Origin of the sequence: Mesorhizobium sp. M0518 (assembly GCF_040321125.1) — a bacterium.
Taxonomy (GTDB): Bacteria; Pseudomonadota; Alphaproteobacteria; order Rhizobiales; family Rhizobiaceae; genus Mesorhizobium.
The window spans coordinates 180,772-199,144 of record NZ_JAMYQY010000012.1 but is presented as its reverse complement, the minus strand read 5'-3'; the positions used below and the strand labels follow the sequence as shown (position 1 = coordinate 199,144).

Genomic DNA, 18,373 nt, shown 5'->3' with positions numbered 1-18,373 from the left:
GGCATGAATTTTCTGGTGACGGGCGGTGCGGGCTTTATCGGTTCCGCGGTGTGCCGGCATCTATGCGCCAACCCGGCCTATCGGGTGACCAATCTCGACAAGCTTACCTATGCGGGAAACCTGGCCTCGCTGCGGCCGATCGAGAATGCACACAATTATCGCTTCGCGCAGGCCGACATCTGCGACGAAAGGGCCGTGCTCGACATCCTCCAGCGCGACGATATCGACATCGTCATGAACCTTGCCGCCGAGAGCCATGTCGACCGCTCGATCGATGGGCCGGGCACCTTTATCGAGACCAACATCGTCGGCACCTACAAGATGCTCAATGCCGCGCTGGAATACTGGCGCGGCCTGCCCGAAGACAGGAAGAGCCATTTCCGCTTCCATCATGTCTCGACCGATGAGGTGTTCGGCGATCTTCCCTTCGATGGCGGCATGTTCGTCGAGGAAACGCCCTACGCGCCATCCTCGCCCTATTCCGCCTCGAAGGCGGCCTCGGACCATCTGGTGCGGGCCTGGCACGAAACCTATGGCCTGCCGGTCGTGCTTTCCAACTGCTCCAACAATTACGGACCCTATCACTTTCCCGAAAAGCTGATCCCGCTGGTCATCCTCAATGCGCTCGATGAAAAGCCGCTGCCGGTCTATGGCGCCGGCGCCAATGTGCGCGACTGGCTGTTCGTCGAGGATCACGCGCGCGCGCTGGAACTTGTCGCGACCAGGGGACTGCCGGGCGAAAGCTACAATGTCGGCGGCAATTCCGAGCGGACGAACCTTGGCGTCGTCGAGACGATATGCGATCTCCTCGACAGCAGGCGGCCCCGGGCAGGGGGCAAGACCTATCGCGACCTGATTTCCTTCGTCACCGACCGCCCCGGTCACGATCGCCGCTATGCCATCGACGCCTCGAAGATAGGCCGGGACCTGGGCTGGGCGCCCAATGAGAATTTCGACAGCGGCCTCGCCAAGACCGTCGACTGGTTTCTCGACAACACATGGTGGTGGGGACCGATCCGCGAGCAGCGCTATGCCGGTGAACGGCTGGGCGAAGCACGCAAGGGGGCGGCGTGAGGCTGGTTGTCACCGGACGCGACGGGCAGGTCGCGGCAAGCCTCCTGGAGGCCGGCCAGGCCGCCGCCGGCGTTGAGGTCATCGCCATTGGCCGTCCGCAACTCGACCTTTCAAGACCCGACACCGTGATCGAAGCCATCGCGGCCGCGAAGCCTGATGCCGTCGTGTCGGCTGCCGCCTACACGGCGGTGGATCAGGCCGAGGACGAGCCCGATCTGGCATTCGCGGTGAACGCCGTCGGCGCCGGCAAGGTGGCGCAAGCGGCGGCGCTGCTTGGCGTTCCCGTCATCCATCTATCGACTGACTATGTCTTCGACGGCACCAAGGACGCCGCCTATGTCGAGACCGACGCGACCGCACCAGCCAGCGTCTATGGCGCCTCCAAGCTTGCCGGCGAACAGGCGGTTGCATCAGCCAATCCGCGCCATCTGATCCTGCGCACGGCATGGGTCTACAGTCCGTTCGGCAAGAATTTCGTGAAAACCATGCTGCGGCTGGCCGCCGACCGCGACGAGATCGCGGTGGTGGCCGATCAGTGGGGAAATCCGACATCGGCACTTGATATCGCCGACGCGATCCTGCATGCGGCGGCACAGCTGCACGACGGCGCCGCCACATCCGGCATCTATCATCTGACCGGAACCGGCGAGGCCAACTGGAGCGGCTTTGCCCGCCATATCCTGGACACAAGCCGCGTGTTGGGTGGTCCTTGGGCGCGGGTACGGGACATTGCTACGATGGATTATCCGACCAAGGCGCGCCGCCCCGCCAATTCCCGGCTGTCGAGCGCGAAATTCGCCGACGTGTTCGGGTGGAGGGCGCCGGACTGGCGTCAATCGACGGGGGCGGTGGTGCACCGGCTCCTAGCCGGTGAGACGAAACAGGCATTGACGGCATGAACAAGCACCCTTCAGCGGAAAACACGCGCGATGCGATGCCTGCCGGCAAGGCACGCGCCAAAGCCAAAACGGCAAGGCCTGCAAAGCAGGCTCTTTCACTTCGTGACCTGTACGACGCGCATCGCGGCAAAGTGTCGGATAAATGGTCGATCTATCTCAGCACCTACGACCATATTTTTTCAGAGTATCGAGACAGGCCGGTTCGAATCCTGGAAATCGGAGTTCAGAATGGCGGATCCCTGGAGATATGGCAGAAATATTTCCCCAATGCTGAAATAATCGTTGGTTGTGACGTCAATCTGGCTTGCGGGAATCTCGTTTTCGACAGCCGGAAGATAAAGATCTCCGTAGGTGACGCCAATACTGATGAAACAGAGCGCGACATCATCTCGATGTCGGAAAAGTATGATATTATAATTGATGACGGATCGCACCTATCCTCGGATATAATACGCTCGTTCGCACGATATTTCCCCCATCTTTCCGAAGGGGGCATGTACCTCGCCGAGGATTTGCATTGCAGTTACTGGCAGGAGTTCGAGGGCGGTCTCTACGATCCGCTTTCCTCGATGTCGTTTTTCAAGCGTCTGCTTGATGTGGTCAACCATGAGCATTGGGGGCTGGATCGCCGTCGGGTCGATGCCTTGGCGATTTTCGCCGACAGGCACCAAGTCGCATTTGATGAAGCTTCTCTCGCATCGGTTCATTCCGTCGAGTTCTTGAACTCGCTTTGCATTGTAACGAAGCTGCCAATTCCGGAAAACGTCCTGGGCGCGCGCAACGTGCACGGGCGGGTCGCGCTCGCCGACGGGAGCGTGGTTCTTCTCGACGAGACGAAGAGCAAGGCGATCGATCAAACCGGAAATCCATGGTCGTTGAAGTCAACAACGATGGAGGAGGAGATCGAAACCAACCGGAAATTGGTGGGGCATCATGGGGCGCGTATCGAGGCTTTCTCCAGCGAGATGGCTGAAATGCGAGAACAAATCCGGACCTACAAAGACGAGATCTCAAGCGCAAGGACACAAGTCAGCGCAAGAGACGACGAGATTGCTCAAGGGCGGACACAGATCATTGCGAGAGACAAGGAGATCGAGCTCCTGCAACAAAATTTGTCGATGGCGCACAGGGCGACGAGTGCGCTGCTTGCGGATCGCGACGAGGCGCGATCCGAGGAAATCCGGTTGCATGAGGTTCTCGATGCCGTTTATGCCAGCACATCCTGGCGAGTGACCAAGCCTCTGCGCGGGATTGGGAGCCGCGTCCACGCTATCGGCACCGCTCGCATGACGATCCGCCGCTTGGCAATTCGCGGCGCTTACGCTTGTTGGCACAATCTGCCGCTCTCCATCGACCTCAAGCGAAAATTGAAGAGAGCAGCGTTTTCGACCTTTCCTTCGCTGTTTGGCGTTACAAATGCCTACCGCGCCTGGAGAAGCATGGAGGCACCCCAAACGCCTTTGGGCAGCAACGAGATGGTCTTGCGCGGGGCGCTGGTCAGTTCCGGTCCGATCTTTGCGCCCGAACCCGTCTATGTGCCGGTTCTCAAGGCGCCGCCACTGCTCCAGAAGCCGGTGCGCGTCATCGCGTTCTACCTGCCGCAATTCCACCCGATCCCCGAAAACGATGAATGGTGGGGGCAGGGCTTCACCGAATGGACCAATGTGAGGCCCGCTGAGCCGCAATTTATCGGCCATCACCAGCCGCACGTGCCGGATGCGCTCGGGTATTATGATCTGCGCGACACTGCAGTTCAGCGCCGCCAGATAGAGCTGGCAAAGCTCTATGGCGTGGAAGGTTTCTGCTTCTATTTTTATTGGTTCGCCGGCAAGCGGCTTCTGGAAAAGCCGCTTGAGAACTGGCTCGGGGACAAGAGCCTCGACATGCCGTTCTGCGTCTGCTGGGCCAACGAGAACTGGTCGCGTCGCTGGGACGGGATGGACCAGGAAATCCTCATCGCGCAGGATCACTCCCCCCAGGACGACCTCGCCTTTATCGCCGAGGTCGCGCCTTATCTCCGTGACCCTCGCTACATCCGCATCGATGGCAAGCCGCTGTTGCTGGTCTACCGACCAAGCCTGCTCCCGGCGGCGGGTGAGACAGCGCGGCGCTGGCGGACCTGGTGCCGGGAGAATGGTGTTGGCGAGATTTTCCTAGCCTACACCCAGTCCTTCGAATCTGTGCCTCCCCACCGCTACGGGTTCGATGCCGCAGTGGAATTTCCGCCAAACAATTCCGCGCCGCCAAATGTCACGCATACAGTGACGCCGCTGCATGAGGATTTTGCCACGACCGTCTATGACTGGTCGGTATTCCCACAACGCAGCGAAACCTATTCATCCCGCAAATACAAGCTCTTCCGTTCGGTTTGCCCGGGCTGGGACAATACCGCACGCCGCAAGCGCGGTGGCACGGTGTTCATCAACAACACCCCCGCGCTGTATCGCAGATGGCTGGACAATGCTATTGAGGACACCTTGGCCCATATTAGCGAGCCATCCGAGCGGCTGGTTTTCGTCAATGCCTGGAACGAGTGGGCGGAAGGCGCTCACCTGGAGCCCGATAGCGTTAACGGCCACGCCTATCTGCAAGCGACCCGCGACGCTTTGGAGGCGGCGAAGGGGATCTCCAAGGCAAGGATTGCAATCGTTTCCCACGACGCCCACCCGCATGGGGCGCAATTGCTGGCTCTCAATGTGGCCAAGGGATTTAAGCGGCTTGGTTTTGAGCCCGATCTCATCGTGCTGGGCGACGGGCCGCTGCTCGGCCGTTTCGCCCACGCCGCGACCGTGCACAGGATCGACTTGCCTGAACAAGGCGATGCCGATGTGTTGAAACGCCTGGCCACCATTAGAAACAACGGTGCCGAGGTCGCCGTCGTGAATACCACCGTATCCGGAAAGCTCGTCCCGCTGCTGAAGCAGGCGGGGTTCCGCACCGTTTGCCTCGTCCACGAACTGCCCGGAATATTGGCGTCCTACGGTCTTGCTGACGCAGCCGCAGCCATTGCTGAGAGCGCTGACACGGTCGTTTTCCCAGCCGAGATCGTCAAAGCCGGATTCGAAGAGTTTGTTGGCCAACCGGTCAGCCAGTCGGTAGTCAGGCCGCAAGGACTCTATCTGCGTACGCCCTATCTCGCCGATGATCGCCAGCAGGTCCGCGAGGCGGTCCGCGCAAGATTAGGGCTTTCGACCAACGCAAGCATCATACTGTGCGCGGGCTATGCCGACCATCGCAAGGGCCTCGATCTTTTCGTTGATGCTTGCCTCAAGGTGATGGCATCCAGGCCGGATGCGGTTGCAGTCTGGGTCGGTCATGTCGATACTGTCTTTCACGCCAAGCAAATGCGGCGTGTGAAGGAAGCGGGACTGGAGGGCCGCTTCGTCTTTGTCGGATTGGTGGAAAATCCGCAGGAATACTATTTCGCCGCTGATATCTACGCCTTGACCTCGCGTGAAGATCCGTTCCCTTCGGTGGTGCTTGAGGCGCTGGATGCCACAGTGCCGGTCGTTGCCTTTGAGGGCGCTGGTGGCTTCCAGGATCTGCTGAAGCGGGATTGCGGAATCCTCGTGCAGGCATTCGACACCGATGCGATGGCCGAGGTCATTGGCAATCTGCTCGACAATCCAAGTGAAGCTCGGCGTCTCGCCAGCGTTGGCCGGGATATTGTCCGCCAGGAATTCAGCTTCAGCCAATACCTACATGACCTGCTGATTTACGCCGAAAGGCCGCTGCCGCGGGTGTCGGTCATCGTGCCGAACTACAACTACGCCCCATACCTGGGCGCACGTCTAGGCTCCATCGTCGATCAGACGATAAAGCCCTACGAGTTGATCGTGCTTGACGATGCTTCGACCGATGAAAGCGTAGAAGTCATCGAGGAATTTCTGGCCGGTTGCGACATCCCATACCGGCTGGTCGTCAATGCGCAGAATTCAGGCTCGGTATTCCGCCAATGGATGCGGGGGGTCGAAATGGCGCGCGGCGATTATGTCTGGATCGCCGAAGCCGACGACCTCGCCGATCCCGATTTTCTGGCCGAGCTTCTGCCCGCCTTCGAACGTGAGGAGGTGGTGATGAGCTACTGCCAGTCGCGCCAGATGGACGGCGCCGGCCGGGTTCTGTCCGAACACTATCTCGACTATGTGTCGGACATCGACCGGTCTCGCTGGACGAAACCCTACGTCGTGGACGGCCGCCAGGAAATCGCCGAGGCGCTTTACCTTAAGAACACCATTCCGAACGTCAGTGGCGTCTTGTTTCGAAGGGAGGCGCTCAGGAATGCACTGGCCAAACACAGCGAAGAGATCATGTCGTTGCGCAACGCCGGGGATTGGGTGACATATTTGCGTCTGCTCGAAAATGGTTCGATCGCTTTTTCCCCGCGTTCGCTCAATTCACACCGGCGGCATCAGTCGAGCGTAACCATAGGAAATTTCGATCTCAGGCATCTACAGGAGATCAGGCAGGTACAGGCCAACACAATCCGCAGCCACGATCTTGGATCTGCCGCGCTTGAACGGGCGAGCGTCTACGCCCGTGAACTCAGTGAACGATTTGGTATCCCAATTCAAGAATGACGACGTTGGTGGCTGTGGAGAATTAGATGTCTACAGAGCGTCGAGGAGATTTTAGTGAGAGTTCTTTTTCTGGGAGCGCCAATAGCTCCGCATCCTGATCCGCAGATTGCTTTTGAAAAGAAATTCGAAATCATTGGATACAACACCGGAAACCTTCTGATAGGGCAGTCTCTATTCGAGGAACTTCGCTTTGAAGAGTTCGGTCAGGGGTTGGGCTATTCCCCGCAAGAAGCAAACGAACGTTTCGACATCATTGCTATCGCCGCAGCGAATTTCATTTTCAAAAATTTTGATTTGTCCTATTTGGCTGACTTTATCGAGCCGACCAAGCTGCCATGCCTGGTTGCCGGCCTCGGGGCGCAAGCTTCTATCATCGGTGACAAAGTCACAGATATCCCAGAGGGCAGTAAACGCTTCCTTCGTATCATATCGGAACGCAGCAAGACCGTGGGCGTGCGTGGCCATTTTACGGCTGAAGTCATGAATGACTTTGCGATAAAGAACGTCAAAGAGGTTGGATGCCCAAGTTTGTTTCGCAAATTGCGTCCGGACTTGAAGATAAAGAGGCCAGGAAGAGACGCCGAACTGAGAGTTGCAGTGAACGGATCACGCAACGTATTTCTTCATTCGGCCAATCCCGAAGCTGCCCGGCGCGTTGAAGCTGATCTTTTGAAATTATCCGCTCATAAAAAATATCCATATGTTCTTCAGAACGAAGAACCGGAAATGAAAATGCTACTTTCCAGAGATGGGAGAGAAGATGATTTTGAGGTCGCCCAGGCAGTGCTCGGGCAGATGAACATGGAAATGGATCCGTCGCTCTATGTAAAGCACGTCAAAGAGAACGCAAAAATGTTCTTTGATCTGGCAGAGTGGGATGCGTACATCTCGAAGTTTGACTATTCGGTAGGAACGCGCTTCCATGGAAACCTGATCGCATTAACCAACGGTGTTCCTGCAACCATAATTTCCCATGATTCGAGGACGACGGAAATGGCGGAACTTATGAGCATCCCGCACATCCCGGTCGATAAAGTGGGACAATTGGACGTCCACGAGCTTGTGCAGGCTGGTAACTATGATGAGTTTCAGCGCAAGTACACTGTTCTATATGATCGTTTTGCCCAATTCCTTTCGGAAAATGGGGTTGCCCACCGGCTAGAGTAGCACCGTGAAGCTGAGCTCGTACCGAAGCAGCATTCTGCTTACGGCTTCGTTTTTTGAAAATCCTGATGGTGCTCCATGAATTCTGATTCTCATCCAGTTTACCGCCGGGCAGGTTACTGCCCAATCTGTGAAGCCAATGTCGAGTTTTCCGCCAACTATGATTGGTATCGTGATCATCTGCTCTGCTCCAGATGTGGATCGATCCCGCGCGAGCGCGCTTTGGCTCTTACGCTCACGCGACATATCCCTCGTTGGCGCAACCTTGTTATTCATGAATCCTCTCCCACTCCCCGCGGGATTTCTCCGAAGTTGAAGCGGGAATGTGCCGGGTATGTTGAATCGCAGTACTTTCCCGGAGAGCGTTTGGGCTCGTCCGTCAAGGGCTTCCGAAACGAGAACTTGGAGGCGCAGACATTTGGTGATGCGACTTTCGATGTCGTCGTTACACTTGATGTCATGGAGCATGTGAATATGCCGGAGCGGGTGACAAAGGAGATTGTCCGCACCCTGAAACCAGGCGGCGCTTACCTGTTCACCGTTCCCACCTACAAGGGCAAGATCGACAGTGAGCGCCGTGCGCTCTACAGGCCGGACGGAACGATCCAGCACACCGGCGAGCCGGAATATCATGGGAATCCGGTTAGCGATGCTGGTTCGCTGGTAACATTTCACTACGGCTATGACCTTCCAGAACTGATCCACCGGTGGTCAGGAATGGACGTCGAGGTGTGCCGTTTTCACGATCACTGGCACGGAATAGTAGGCGAATTTACAGAAGTATATTTGGCACGGAAACACGCCCGCTAAAGAATTTTTCTGCTTAGTCGGTGTTATACTCTACAGCTTTGAAGTAGCTCTCGCACTCGGTCGGGAAGGACAGCCCTAATTGGAAGGCCTCGGACACCTACCTCTTGCCAACGATCTTCGGGAGCCCGATTACATGGCGACATGCGGCAGCGACGGCTTTCATGCAAGCTTGCGAAAGGCCGTGAACGTGCCGAGGTAATAAGCCGGCGGCGGTTGAGGCAGCGAGTGTATGGGGATCGGTGAAAGCTTAGGTCGGAGCCGAAGAAAAGCGAATGGTCGCGGGTACCCCAGACAGACAGTAGGACGAGTTGGTTTGAGTTACAAGCGAGACGGAATGAATACGGAGATACGCCCCGAAAACAAGACCGCGCGGATTGATCTGCCAGGCCTTCTTGCAATGCGCTGCTACGCGGCGCTATCGATTGTACTCTTTCACATGGTCTGGCTCACGAAGCTGGAGATTCCCCATTATCTAGGATTCGTCCGATCGCACTTTGGCTATGGCGTGCCGCTGTTCTTTATCGTCAGCGCTTTCGGATTGTTTGTCGGTTATAGCAGCAAGATTGGCTCGCGGGATGATCTGCGGGAATACTACTTGCGCCGCTTCCTTCGGATTGCGCCGCTGTTTTATTTCATGATGGCGTTCTATTTCCCACTCTACTGGATGTTTGGCGCCGCGCAGTTTCCCACCTCGCCGTTTGCTCTCGGGTACGTCGTCAGCTCTGCACTGTTCATCTTCAATCTGACGCCCCAGTATGTGACCGGCTACGTCATGGCCTCGTGGACGATCGGCATCGAAATGGCCTTCTATGCCATTCTGCCATTGCTGGTTTTTGCAGTGACCGATCTTACGCGCTCACTGGTCTTCCTAGCCGTGGTCGTGTTCGTCACAGTTAGCTGGGATGCTGCGTTCCAAGGGACAACAGGGCCAATCGCGGCATTTGGTGGATATTCGCTGGTTGGCCACATGGTGAATTTTGCAGCCGGCATAGCCGGATATCACGTTTGGCTTAAGCTTCGTCAAACCTCCCCTCTGGCCGGTCAGGCAGTATTTGGCGTCAGTTTATTGGCGGTCATCGGCCTGATCGACTTTTCTGCCTACATCCCTGGTTTAGGCGGGCGCGTAGCGTGGGCGGTCGCTCTAGCTGGAGCAGTAGTCGGAGTTTCTCTTCATCCGGCAAGATGGTTCGTGAACCGAGTTGCAATGACCCTCGGGAACGCCAGCTTCAGCCTCTATCTCTGGCACCCTGTTGTTCTGGTCGGCTTGGAGAGGTGCGGCCTGTATCGCACGATCTATTCAGCATTCAGCGGCGCATCCGTCCCGTTCTTCGTCTCGACCATCTGCACTCTTGCTGTATTGATTCCTTTGGCGCTGGTGAGCTATCGATACATCGAGCGGCCCGGCATGGGCCTCGCGAAACGCTTGTCCAGGCGATCTCTAGCAGGCAGTTGACCAATCGCGCGCGCAATTCATTTTAGTAACGTCCACAGGGCGCAACGTTGGCATACTCAACCGCAGCAGGTGCGACGAATTGGGAATCTGAACTGCGAGCATATAGTATCCGGGAAGAGTACCTTAAGACTTAGCTCGCGTTCCAGCCCTCTCTGCAGGTTTCGTCGTGAAGGCTTCGACCCTTCCGTTCTTAAGCGTCATTCTCTTCGTACATACGCTTTCGAGCAGGCTCTCATTGTGGGTCGCCAGGACGATGATGCCTGCCTTCTCTGCCAGTTCATCCATGCGTCGCTTGGCTTTTTCTTGAAATTGGGCGTCGCCGGCGCCGATCCACTCGTCCATCAGCAGAATTTCGGGGTCAAGGGCTGTAGCCGCTGAGAAAGCAAGGCGAGCGGCCATACCCTGGCTATAGGTTTTGAAGGGGACATCGATAAAGTCGCCAAGTTCGCTGAAGGCGATGATCTCCGGCATTTTTTCTTGGATCTCGGCCTCGGTCCACCCGCTGATCAAACCCCTCAGAACAATGTTTCGCCGCCCCGTCGCTTCGGGGCGAAATCCTATGTTGATGTTGAACAAAGCGTCGACTTTGCCTTCAATGGCTACTGTGCCGGCCGATGGCTGATAGATGCCGTACAACACCTTGAGCAGTGTCGTCTTGCCGGCCCCGTTTGGGCCGACCAAGCCCAAACGGTCGCCCGCTTTGAGTTCAAAGCTGACATCTTCCAGCGCCTGCACGACCTGCTTGCCGCCGGATCGTCCGATTTTGCCTCCAAGACCACCCAGGCGCCGGTCAGGCGCCGTAAGCGTCAATTTTTCGTAGAGGCGGTAGGCGAGGCTGACATTGTCCAGCTTGATGGAAATCATTTTGAGCTCAGATCAGGAAAACGACGCGCTTGCGATATCCGCCCAGCAGCAGCAACGCAACCGCCCAGAAAGCCAAGGAGATGTAGGCTGTCACAACAAAGGGATGGGTTGGGAATTCGCCGCTCGCGATTGGCGCACGCACCACTTCCAGGAAATATGTGAACGGATTCCAATGATAGGCATAGTTCTGTATACCGCCTTGCCCATGATAGGCCCAGAAGACTGGCGTAAGAAACGTGCCGACTCGCATGATGTTGCCGACGATGAACTGAGCATCGGGAAAGAATGCGCCCAGGAATGCGAAAACCATTACGATTGCAGGGGTCGCGAGCACAATCAGCAACAACCCCGGGATCGACAAAAGCCACTCAGCGCTGATTCCCAAACCGCTCAGCAGCAGGATGACGATGCAACCCGCGACCGAATAGCTCGCTCGGATGATACATTGCACCGTCAGCCGCATCACATACACGAAGAGTGGCAGCCTCGTACCTTGAATGAAACTGGCTTCGCGCGAGAACAGGGGCACGCTCAGGCTGATCATCTCCATAAGGTAGAACCAGACAACTAGGCCGATCGAGGCATAGGCCGTGTATCCGGCCGAATCCGTGTCCTTGGTCTTGAAAACGAAGATGAAAGTGCCGATGAATGCCAGATAATTGACCAGCATCCAAAGCGGGCCGAGCGTCGTGCGTCTGTGCTGGTCGCCGATGTCCTCATGGGCAAGCGCAATCCAGACCCGGTGTAATCTCATGGCCTTTGAGATGTCGTCAAAAGCGCCGTTTAGTGCCGCAATCATAGCTGGGAGTATCGCAATCCGTTGTTCTGGCGCATTATTCTTCGCTGGCCATAGCGAACCACCAAGCCCGTCTCTAATAGCCATTTCGATGGGCATATGGCAACGCATTGCGTCGTAACGCGGTGGGGAGCAGAGTCAACTGCGGCAAAACTGAACGCATGCTGTCTAGCTTACTTTAGCTTTTGATAATGTTGACTTTGCGGCAACCGCCCGAGCAAGATCCATGTTCTCCACTGGACGCTTCTTGTCCGAAAAAAACTCTGGCTATGCCCTCGCCCCCGCAGTATGCGATACAGCACGGCGGGGGCCGGGGATGGCACTTGAGTAAGGTGATCGGTCGCGAAGTATCTTCGTGTCGCACCTCGCTGGTGTCGATGCCCCTGAGCCTGGAGTCTAGTGCCGTCCAATGAATTCCCACCTCGAAGCTGTGTTCGGGCTCAGGCCACAGATGCGGCGCGCCTTCATCATGGTCCAGGACGTGGTCATGGTCCTGGTCGCCGTGGCACTCAGCCTCGTGCTTTCGCGGTCGAATCTTTCGTTCGACGCGCTCTCCGAGGAGGGTCTGGCGACATGGGCGGGCATTGTCGTCATCAGCCATTTGCTGTTCCGCTACAGTGGCCTCTACACCACCGTCTGGCGCTTCGCCTCGACGCCGGACTTTTTCAACATCCTGAAGAGCTGCGCGATCTTGACGTTCACTCTTTATGTGGCGTCGCTGCTGCTGCGGTTTTACCGGCCGGTCGCGGGGCTCAACGAGCGTCAGTTCATCGTCTTCTTCCTCGTCTCCTTCACCATAATATCGGCACCCCGGCTATTCTACCGCTTCCTGCGTGACGGCGCGAGCTGGGGGATTCTGAGCCGCAAGACCGACATCAGGCAGGCCAAGCGCGCTCTGTTCGTCGGCCGGCTCGACGAGGCCGACCTGATCATTCGCTTCACGCGCACGGCGCAACCGGCGGACTATTCCATCGCCGGCATCATGGCGACCGAGCGCGGCGCACCGTTGGGCACGCGGATTCAAGGTGTTCCCGTGGTGGCGACCATGCCGCGCCTGATCGATGTCCTGGAAGACTATGCGACCGGCACCAAAAGCCTGGACTTGCTGATTTTCGGCAGCGGCGCCGAGCACGAAATCGAGGACTATTCGGAACTCGTGCGCATTGCCCGGCACGGCGACATAAATGTGGTGCAGTTCTCAGGCCTTTCGGAGCTGGAACAGCACGGAAAGCTGGTTCTCGACACCGTTGAGATGGAAACGATCCTGCGCCGTCCGGCGGTCGCGTCCGACATCCAGCGCATCGGCGCCTTTGTCAGCGGCAAACGCGTTCTGGTGACCGGCGGCGCCGGTTCGATCGGCCAGACGCTGGTCAAGCGGTCGCTGGAACTGGGAGCCGAGGCGGTGTTGGTCGCCGACAACTCCGAGTTCGGCATTTTCCAGTTGAGCCAGTATGTTGACGAGAAGGACCATGACCGGCTCAAGGTCCGCATCGTCGATGTCGCGGACCGGCGCCAGATAACGCGTGTCGTCACGGAATTCCGGCCGGACATCATCTTTCATGCCGCGGCGCTCAAGCACGTTCCGCTGCTCGAGGAAAACTGGGATTCAGCCGTTCAAACCAACATTTTCGGAACGCTCGTCTGCGCCGAAGTTGCCGCCAAGTGCGGGGTTGCGCAATTTGTCCTGATATCGAGCGACAAGGCGGTGGATCCCTCATCAGTGCTCGGCATGACGAAGCGGGCCGCCGAACAGATCATCAGCGCCTTGCATGGCCAGACGGGCGGGCGTGACCCGGCCACCAAGTTCATTGCAGTGCGGTTCGGCAATGTCTTCGGCAGCAATGGTTCGGTGGCGACCATATTCCAGGCGCAAATCGAGGCTGGGGGGCCCGTCACCATCACCGACCGGCGCATGACGCGCTATTTCATGACCGTGGCCGAAGCCGTCGATCTCGTCATCATGTCGGCGGCCGATGCCGCGTCGCGGCAGAGCGGACACGATTATGCCGTCTATATGCTCGACATGGGCAAGCCGGTGCCGATCCTTGAAGTGGCCGAAACGATGATCCGCTTGTCCGGAAAGAGCCCATACAAGGACATCGCGATCCGGTTCACCGGCATCAGGCCGGGCGAAAAACTTCACGAAACGCTGCATGGCGAAGACGAGGAACTCGTAGAACTCGGCATCTCGAAGGTTTTCGGCCTCAGCACGGACGTCGTGGAATGGTCGGATGTCCAGGTCGCGCTCACGGCGCTGCAGCAGTCGGCGAAAAACCAGGACAAGGCTGCCGCGCTCGCCGCATTGGCAGGTCTCGACCGCGCCAAGAAGGCCAGGGAGAGTGCACGTCAAGACGCGATCCCGAAAACGGCCGGGCAGGCGAGCTAGGTTCAGAATTCAGAAAGCGATCTTGGTCGTGAGCAAAGCAGATCTGCGCATAGCGGTCCTGATGGGCACGAAGGATGGCGCGGCCTTCATCGATGAACAGCTGCAGTCCCTGCTCGCGCAGTCGCACCCTCTGGTCGACCTGTGGATTTCAGACGATGGCTCCGTCGACGGCACGACCGCCATCATCGAGACATGGAAATCCCGCTGGCGGCCCAAAGGTCGGATGACGCTGGTAGAGGGGCCGCGGCAAGGCTTCGCCGCCAATTTCCGCTCCATGATCGTCGACCGACGCATCGAGGCGGACTGCTATGCCTTCTGCGACCAGGACGATATCTGGGAGACCGAGAGGCTGGAGAGCGCCATCAGCTGGATGCGGACCCAGGATGCGAAAACCCCGCTGATGTTTTGTTCGCGAACCGCCACCATGACGGAAACAGGAAGTCTTGTCGGCCATTCGCCGCTGTTTGCCCGGCCGCCAACCTTTCGCAACGCGCTTGTGCAAAGCATCGCCGGCGGCAACACAATCCTGCTCAACGCTGCGGCACGCGACCTGCTGGCCAGGGCCTCCACGCGGACCGGGTTCGTCAGCCATGACTGGTGGGCCTATCTCATCGTGACCGCCGCCGGCGGCATCGTCCGCTACGATCCGCGGCCGCTGGTGCGCTACCGGCAGCACGCGGCGAACCTGGTCGGCGCCAACGTGTCCTGGAAAGCAAGGTTCTCCCGGCTTGGCCGCCTGTTCAAGGGGGAATTCGCCGGCTGGACAGACCTTAACCTCGACGGTCTCGCCCTCAATCGCGACCTCCTGACCGAGGACGCGACGGCGTGCCTCGACCTTTTCACCCGCGGGCGCAACGGCGGTCTTTTCCGGCGTTTGGCGGGCTTGCGCCAAAGCGGCGTCTATAGGCAGACAGTTTCCGGAAACCTAGGGCTCTATCTCGCTTTCGTCCTGGGGCGCATCTGAACATTGGCACGAGTGCGTGGCACGCTTGGCCAAAAGATCGGCTCATGCTACGTCGACCGGATTGACGGCATTTGCCTGCGGCGTTGCCTCGGGACTTCGGCAGGGAGCACTATCGGCCGTTCATGAAGGCAGCCAAGCAAATCTTCGATATTGCCGGTGCGGCTCTGCTGCTGGTGGCCACATCTCCTGTCTTGGCGCTCACCGTCCTTGCCGTTCGGGCATCGTCGCCGGGCCCGGCTATTTTTTCACAGGTGCGGGTCGGCCGTGACGGTCGGCTTTTTCGCTGCCACAAGTTGCGCACGATGTATGTCGGGACGCCGTCACTGCCCTCGCATGAGGCGCCGGTGGATTCCGTGACATCGGTCGGGAAGGTCTTACGGAAGTTCAAGCTCGACGAGCTGCCACAATTCTGGAACGTCCTGAAGGGCGAAATGAGCCTGGTCGGGCCGCGCCCCTGCCTGCCGACCCAAACGGAGTTGATCGAGTGTCGCAGGCGGCTGGGGGTTTTGGCGGCGCTGCCGGGCATAACCGGCCTGGCCCAGATCAGGGGCATCGACATGTCGAACCCGGAGCTTTTGGCCGAAACGGATGCTGCCTACCTCCGCACTGCGTCGTTCTGGCTCGATTTTCGGATCCTGTTTGGAACGCTCTACCGAAGCGGATAGGTCACCAGGGAGTCAGGATCTACCGAGCCGCGCCAGCTCGGCCAGCCGCTCGACCGTGCGAGCTTCAGGCGTCCACCCCTGCGATACCAGCAGGGCGGGGTCGCATATCTGTGTCGCAGTCAGGCTGTCCCAGAACGCCCGCCTGCCGAGCGCGGCCACGACCGGCCGTATCAGGCCGGCCGGCACAGCCATCAGACGCACAGGCCGCCCCAAACCTCCGCGAAAGGCGACGATAACGGTCTCGACGGTGACCGGCGGCACATCGGCGCCGACGTAGATCGGGCGAAGCGGTCCGGAATGGCTGAGCAGGTGCGACACTGCTCGCACCGCGGCCTCGGAAGACATCAGCGAGCGGATTCCGGTCAAGGCACCCGTCGGCAGCGGCAGCGGCGTATCGGCAAGGCGCATCAGCGTTGCCAGATTTCCCCTCATGCCGCTTCCATAAACCGGAGGCAGGCGCAACACGGCGGCGTCCGAGCGGCCGTGTAACGCGTAGGCGTCCAAAACCTTGATCTCGCCTTCGCGCTTCGAGCGTCCATAGGCGCATTGTGGGGCAGGAAGCGTGTCCTCGTCGATCGTTGCGCTGACGTGCGCGCCGATTACCGCTCGGATCGAGGAGAGATGGATGAAGCGTCCGCTTATCTGGGCGGCCGCTGCATGCGCCAGCCGCGCGCTCAATTCCACATTGACTGCCCTGTAATCGGCTTCGGTTGCATTTCCCTGATCATTGTTGAGGCCGGCGCAATGGACGACGTCAGTCATATCCCGGGTCAGTTCCAGGAAGGCGGCGGCCGGCGCGTCGAAACCGGGCATCGGCACAGTCTCGTTTTCCGAACCCAGCCTCTCGGGATGGCGGGAGGCGAGGCGAAGCTCGGCACCGGCTTCGCGAAGGTGGCGCACGACAAGACGCCCGATGAAACCTGTCGCTCCCGTGACCAGAACCTTCATGGTCTTGCCCGAAACAGCTCTTTGCTGACCACTCGCTCTTCCATCACTGGCGCAGGTGCCTGCTCTTCCAACAATGGAACCTGGCGGCCGGAGGCGAGATATGTTCCGCTCACCAGGAAGACCATCAGCACCGAGTCCAGAATGTCATGGCCGATCAGGATGCCTGTCATTCCGGCCGTCAGATAGGTGATCACCACGACGACAATCATGGTCGCGCCGAACCGCTCGCTCGGATCGCTGCTGTTTCGCAAGACCCGGACGGCATTTCCAGCGGCAACGATAAAGATCGCCGCCAGCGTCACGGCGCCCAGAATTCCCGCTTGCACCAAGGCGGTCAGGAAGCCGTTGTGAAAATGGTTGAAGCCTGTGTCCATCGCGAACTGCTCATGAAAGCCCTGCTTGATCAGAAGCTGGGTTGCACCCACACCGTGCCCGAACAGTGGCATGTCATGGAATGCTTTGAGGCCGATCTCCCAAAGCGCAACACGTATTCCCAGCGAGGTATCGTAGTTGCCGCTGGCTCCAAGCGCACCCCAATCGGAGCGCAAAAAGTCGACCCGCCCGGATATCGCCTGGAAGCTGGAAGCGGCGATCACGACGCCGACCGCCGCCAGCAGCAGCAGCAGGCGAACGGCATTCCTGCCTCTGAGCCTGTGCCGGTTGATCAGCATGACGGCGATACCGGTGATCAGCAGTGCCAGCCAGACGATACGCGAGCCGGAATAGATGACGGCGATCGTCCCGGCCAGTGCCGCGTAGAAGAGGGGTGTCCGGGCTTGCTCAATACCGGACAAGGCGCCAGCCACACACATGACCACGGCAAGGCAGACGACGGTTGCGAACACGATCGGATTTCCAGCTCCCCCCTCGGCCCTGACGCCAATCCAATATTGCTGGATGACGGCTATGAGCAGCGCGACAAAGCAGGCGGCCATGCTGGAAAGCACGATGATGCGGGCAAGCGTGGTTTTCTGCGTGATGCTCCAGGTCGAATAGGACACGGGGAAAAACAGGAAGGTCACCAGCGGGATAAGATGCGGCGCATCCCGGGCGAACGAATTGTTGACGATGGAAGCCAGGAGATTGGAGGCGCAGTAGGCATAGATCGCGACCGTCATCCAGATCATGGGCCGGTCGGCGTTGAAGCGCCTTTTCCGTAAAGCAATCAGCAGGACTGACGAAAGGCCTCCGCCATTGAATACGAAGCTGACCACCGATCCCAGAACCGGTGGAAAAAAGAAGCAAAGGATGGAGAAGTAGTTGTTGATCCGCGAAGGCGTGAATTGCTGTCTCAGGGATGAAAGCCGGGTCAATTTTCGGGCTCGCTGTCTTCGGCAAGTTTCATGCGGCGGATCTGTTTAGCGAAGTTGAATGCGCTCGCCTCGAAATTGCCCATGCCTCATGATGCACTTGCCCGCTTCCCGAGGCTGGTATAGCGGCTGCCCCCCATTTTCGATAGTGTATAGGGCAGATTGCCACCGAAAATCGGCGGCAGGCGCGGGCCGACCAGAGGAAGTCACTTGAAAGCCGCACACTGGTCCATTCAAGCAATATTTTCCCCGCGTTTTCTGGGCCGTTGAGCTTGCGGGCAGGAATTTCCGGGTTTGCCGGCATCTGTGGAAAATTCATTCTCGAACCATGTGCGGCCGGGCCAGTCTTGCATTGTTCTTGACAATGGCGATCTGCTAGAATGCCGGCACGAGAAAGATTGTCCGGAAACAAGGCTCGAACCGGGCGCGAAGAGCTCGGTGATTTGAGGCAAGGTCTTCT

General features: G+C 58.4%; 13 protein-coding genes. 9 read left to right on the top strand and 4 right to left on the bottom strand.

Annotation, left to right across the window (positions count from 1 at the left end; genetic code table 11):
- Positions 1 to 3 precede the first annotated feature (3 nt).
- The 6 genes from rfbB (at position 4) to NKI66_RS19130 (ending at position 9,980) form a co-directional block, all read left to right on the top strand.
- A complete protein-coding gene (rfbB, locus tag NKI66_RS19155) occupies positions 4 to 1,074 on the top strand; it encodes a dTDP-glucose 4,6-dehydratase (RefSeq protein ID WP_352752557.1) in 1,071 nt (356 codons plus the stop codon).
- On the top strand, positions 1,071 to 1,973 hold the full coding sequence (gene rfbD, locus NKI66_RS19150) for a dTDP-4-dehydrorhamnose reductase (protein WP_352752555.1): 903 nt from the start codon (positions 1,071 to 1,073) through the stop codon (positions 1,971 to 1,973). Before rfbB ends, rfbD begins: the two co-directional genes overlap by 4 nt.
- Positions 1,970 to 6,553: a glycoside hydrolase family 99-like domain-containing protein gene (locus tag NKI66_RS19145; protein WP_081734721.1), complete on the top strand. Its 4,584-nt coding sequence runs from the start codon at positions 1,970 to 1,972 to the stop codon at positions 6,551 to 6,553. The genes rfbD and NKI66_RS19145 overlap by 4 nt, the downstream gene beginning before the upstream one ends.
- 54 nt (positions 6,554 to 6,607) lie before the next feature.
- The gene (locus NKI66_RS19140) at positions 6,608 to 7,720 is read left to right on the top strand and encodes a polysaccharide pyruvyl transferase family protein (RefSeq protein ID WP_352721794.1); all 1,113 of its coding nucleotides are present in this window, start codon (positions 6,608 to 6,610) and stop codon (positions 7,718 to 7,720) included.
- Between the two features lie 75 nt (positions 7,721 to 7,795).
- Positions 7,796 to 8,527, top strand: coding sequence for a class I SAM-dependent methyltransferase (locus NKI66_RS19135; RefSeq protein ID WP_031212187.1), 732 nt, complete (start codon positions 7,796 to 7,798; stop codon positions 8,525 to 8,527).
- 334 nt (positions 8,528 to 8,861) lie between these two features.
- Positions 8,862 to 9,980 carry an acyltransferase family protein gene (locus NKI66_RS19130; protein ID WP_023808527.1) on the top strand — a complete coding sequence of 373 codons (1,119 nt, stop codon included), beginning with the start codon at positions 8,862 to 8,864 and terminating at the stop codon, positions 9,978 to 9,980.
- Between the two features lie 123 nt (positions 9,981 to 10,103).
- Here NKI66_RS19130 and NKI66_RS19125 read toward each other — a convergent pair whose 3' ends face one another.
- Positions 10,104 to 10,844 (bottom strand): ABC transporter ATP-binding protein, encoded by a 741-nt coding sequence (locus NKI66_RS19125; protein ID WP_023808526.1) that lies wholly within the window; start codon positions 10,842 to 10,844, stop codon positions 10,104 to 10,106.
- A 7-nt stretch (positions 10,845 to 10,851) separates the two neighbouring features.
- A complete protein-coding gene (locus tag NKI66_RS19120; RefSeq protein WP_245273030.1) occupies positions 10,852 to 11,739 on the bottom strand; it encodes an ABC transporter permease in 888 nt (295 codons plus the stop codon).
- A gap of 310 nt (positions 11,740 to 12,049) precedes the next feature.
- Between NKI66_RS19120 and NKI66_RS19115 the strand changes: the two genes are divergently transcribed.
- From NKI66_RS19115 to NKI66_RS19105, 3 genes are all read left to right on the top strand, one after another.
- A complete protein-coding gene (locus tag NKI66_RS19115) occupies positions 12,050 to 14,026 on the top strand; it encodes a nucleoside-diphosphate sugar epimerase/dehydratase (RefSeq protein ID WP_031212183.1) in 1,977 nt (658 codons plus the stop codon).
- A gap of 28 nt (positions 14,027 to 14,054) precedes the next feature.
- On the top strand, positions 14,055 to 14,990 hold the full coding sequence (locus tag NKI66_RS19110; protein WP_023808523.1) for a glycosyltransferase family 2 protein: 936 nt from the start codon (positions 14,055 to 14,057) through the stop codon (positions 14,988 to 14,990).
- Positions 14,991 to 15,112: 122 nt separating this feature from the next.
- Entirely contained in the window at positions 15,113 to 15,655 is a 543-nt protein-coding gene (locus NKI66_RS19105) for a sugar transferase (protein WP_023808522.1), read from the top strand.
- A gap of 12 nt (positions 15,656 to 15,667) precedes the next feature.
- Here NKI66_RS19105 and NKI66_RS19100 read toward each other — a convergent pair whose 3' ends face one another.
- Together NKI66_RS19100 and NKI66_RS19095 are read right to left on the bottom strand one after the other, a co-directional pair.
- Positions 15,668 to 16,603, bottom strand: coding sequence for an NAD-dependent epimerase/dehydratase family protein (locus tag NKI66_RS19100; protein ID WP_352752553.1), 936 nt, complete (start codon positions 16,601 to 16,603; stop codon positions 15,668 to 15,670).
- Positions 16,600 to 17,916 carry an O-antigen ligase family protein gene (locus tag NKI66_RS19095; RefSeq protein WP_352628724.1) on the bottom strand — a complete coding sequence of 439 codons (1,317 nt, stop codon included), beginning with the start codon at positions 17,914 to 17,916 and terminating at the stop codon, positions 16,600 to 16,602. The genes NKI66_RS19100 and NKI66_RS19095 overlap by 4 nt, the downstream gene beginning before the upstream one ends.
- Positions 17,917 to 18,373: the final 457 nt, after the last annotated feature.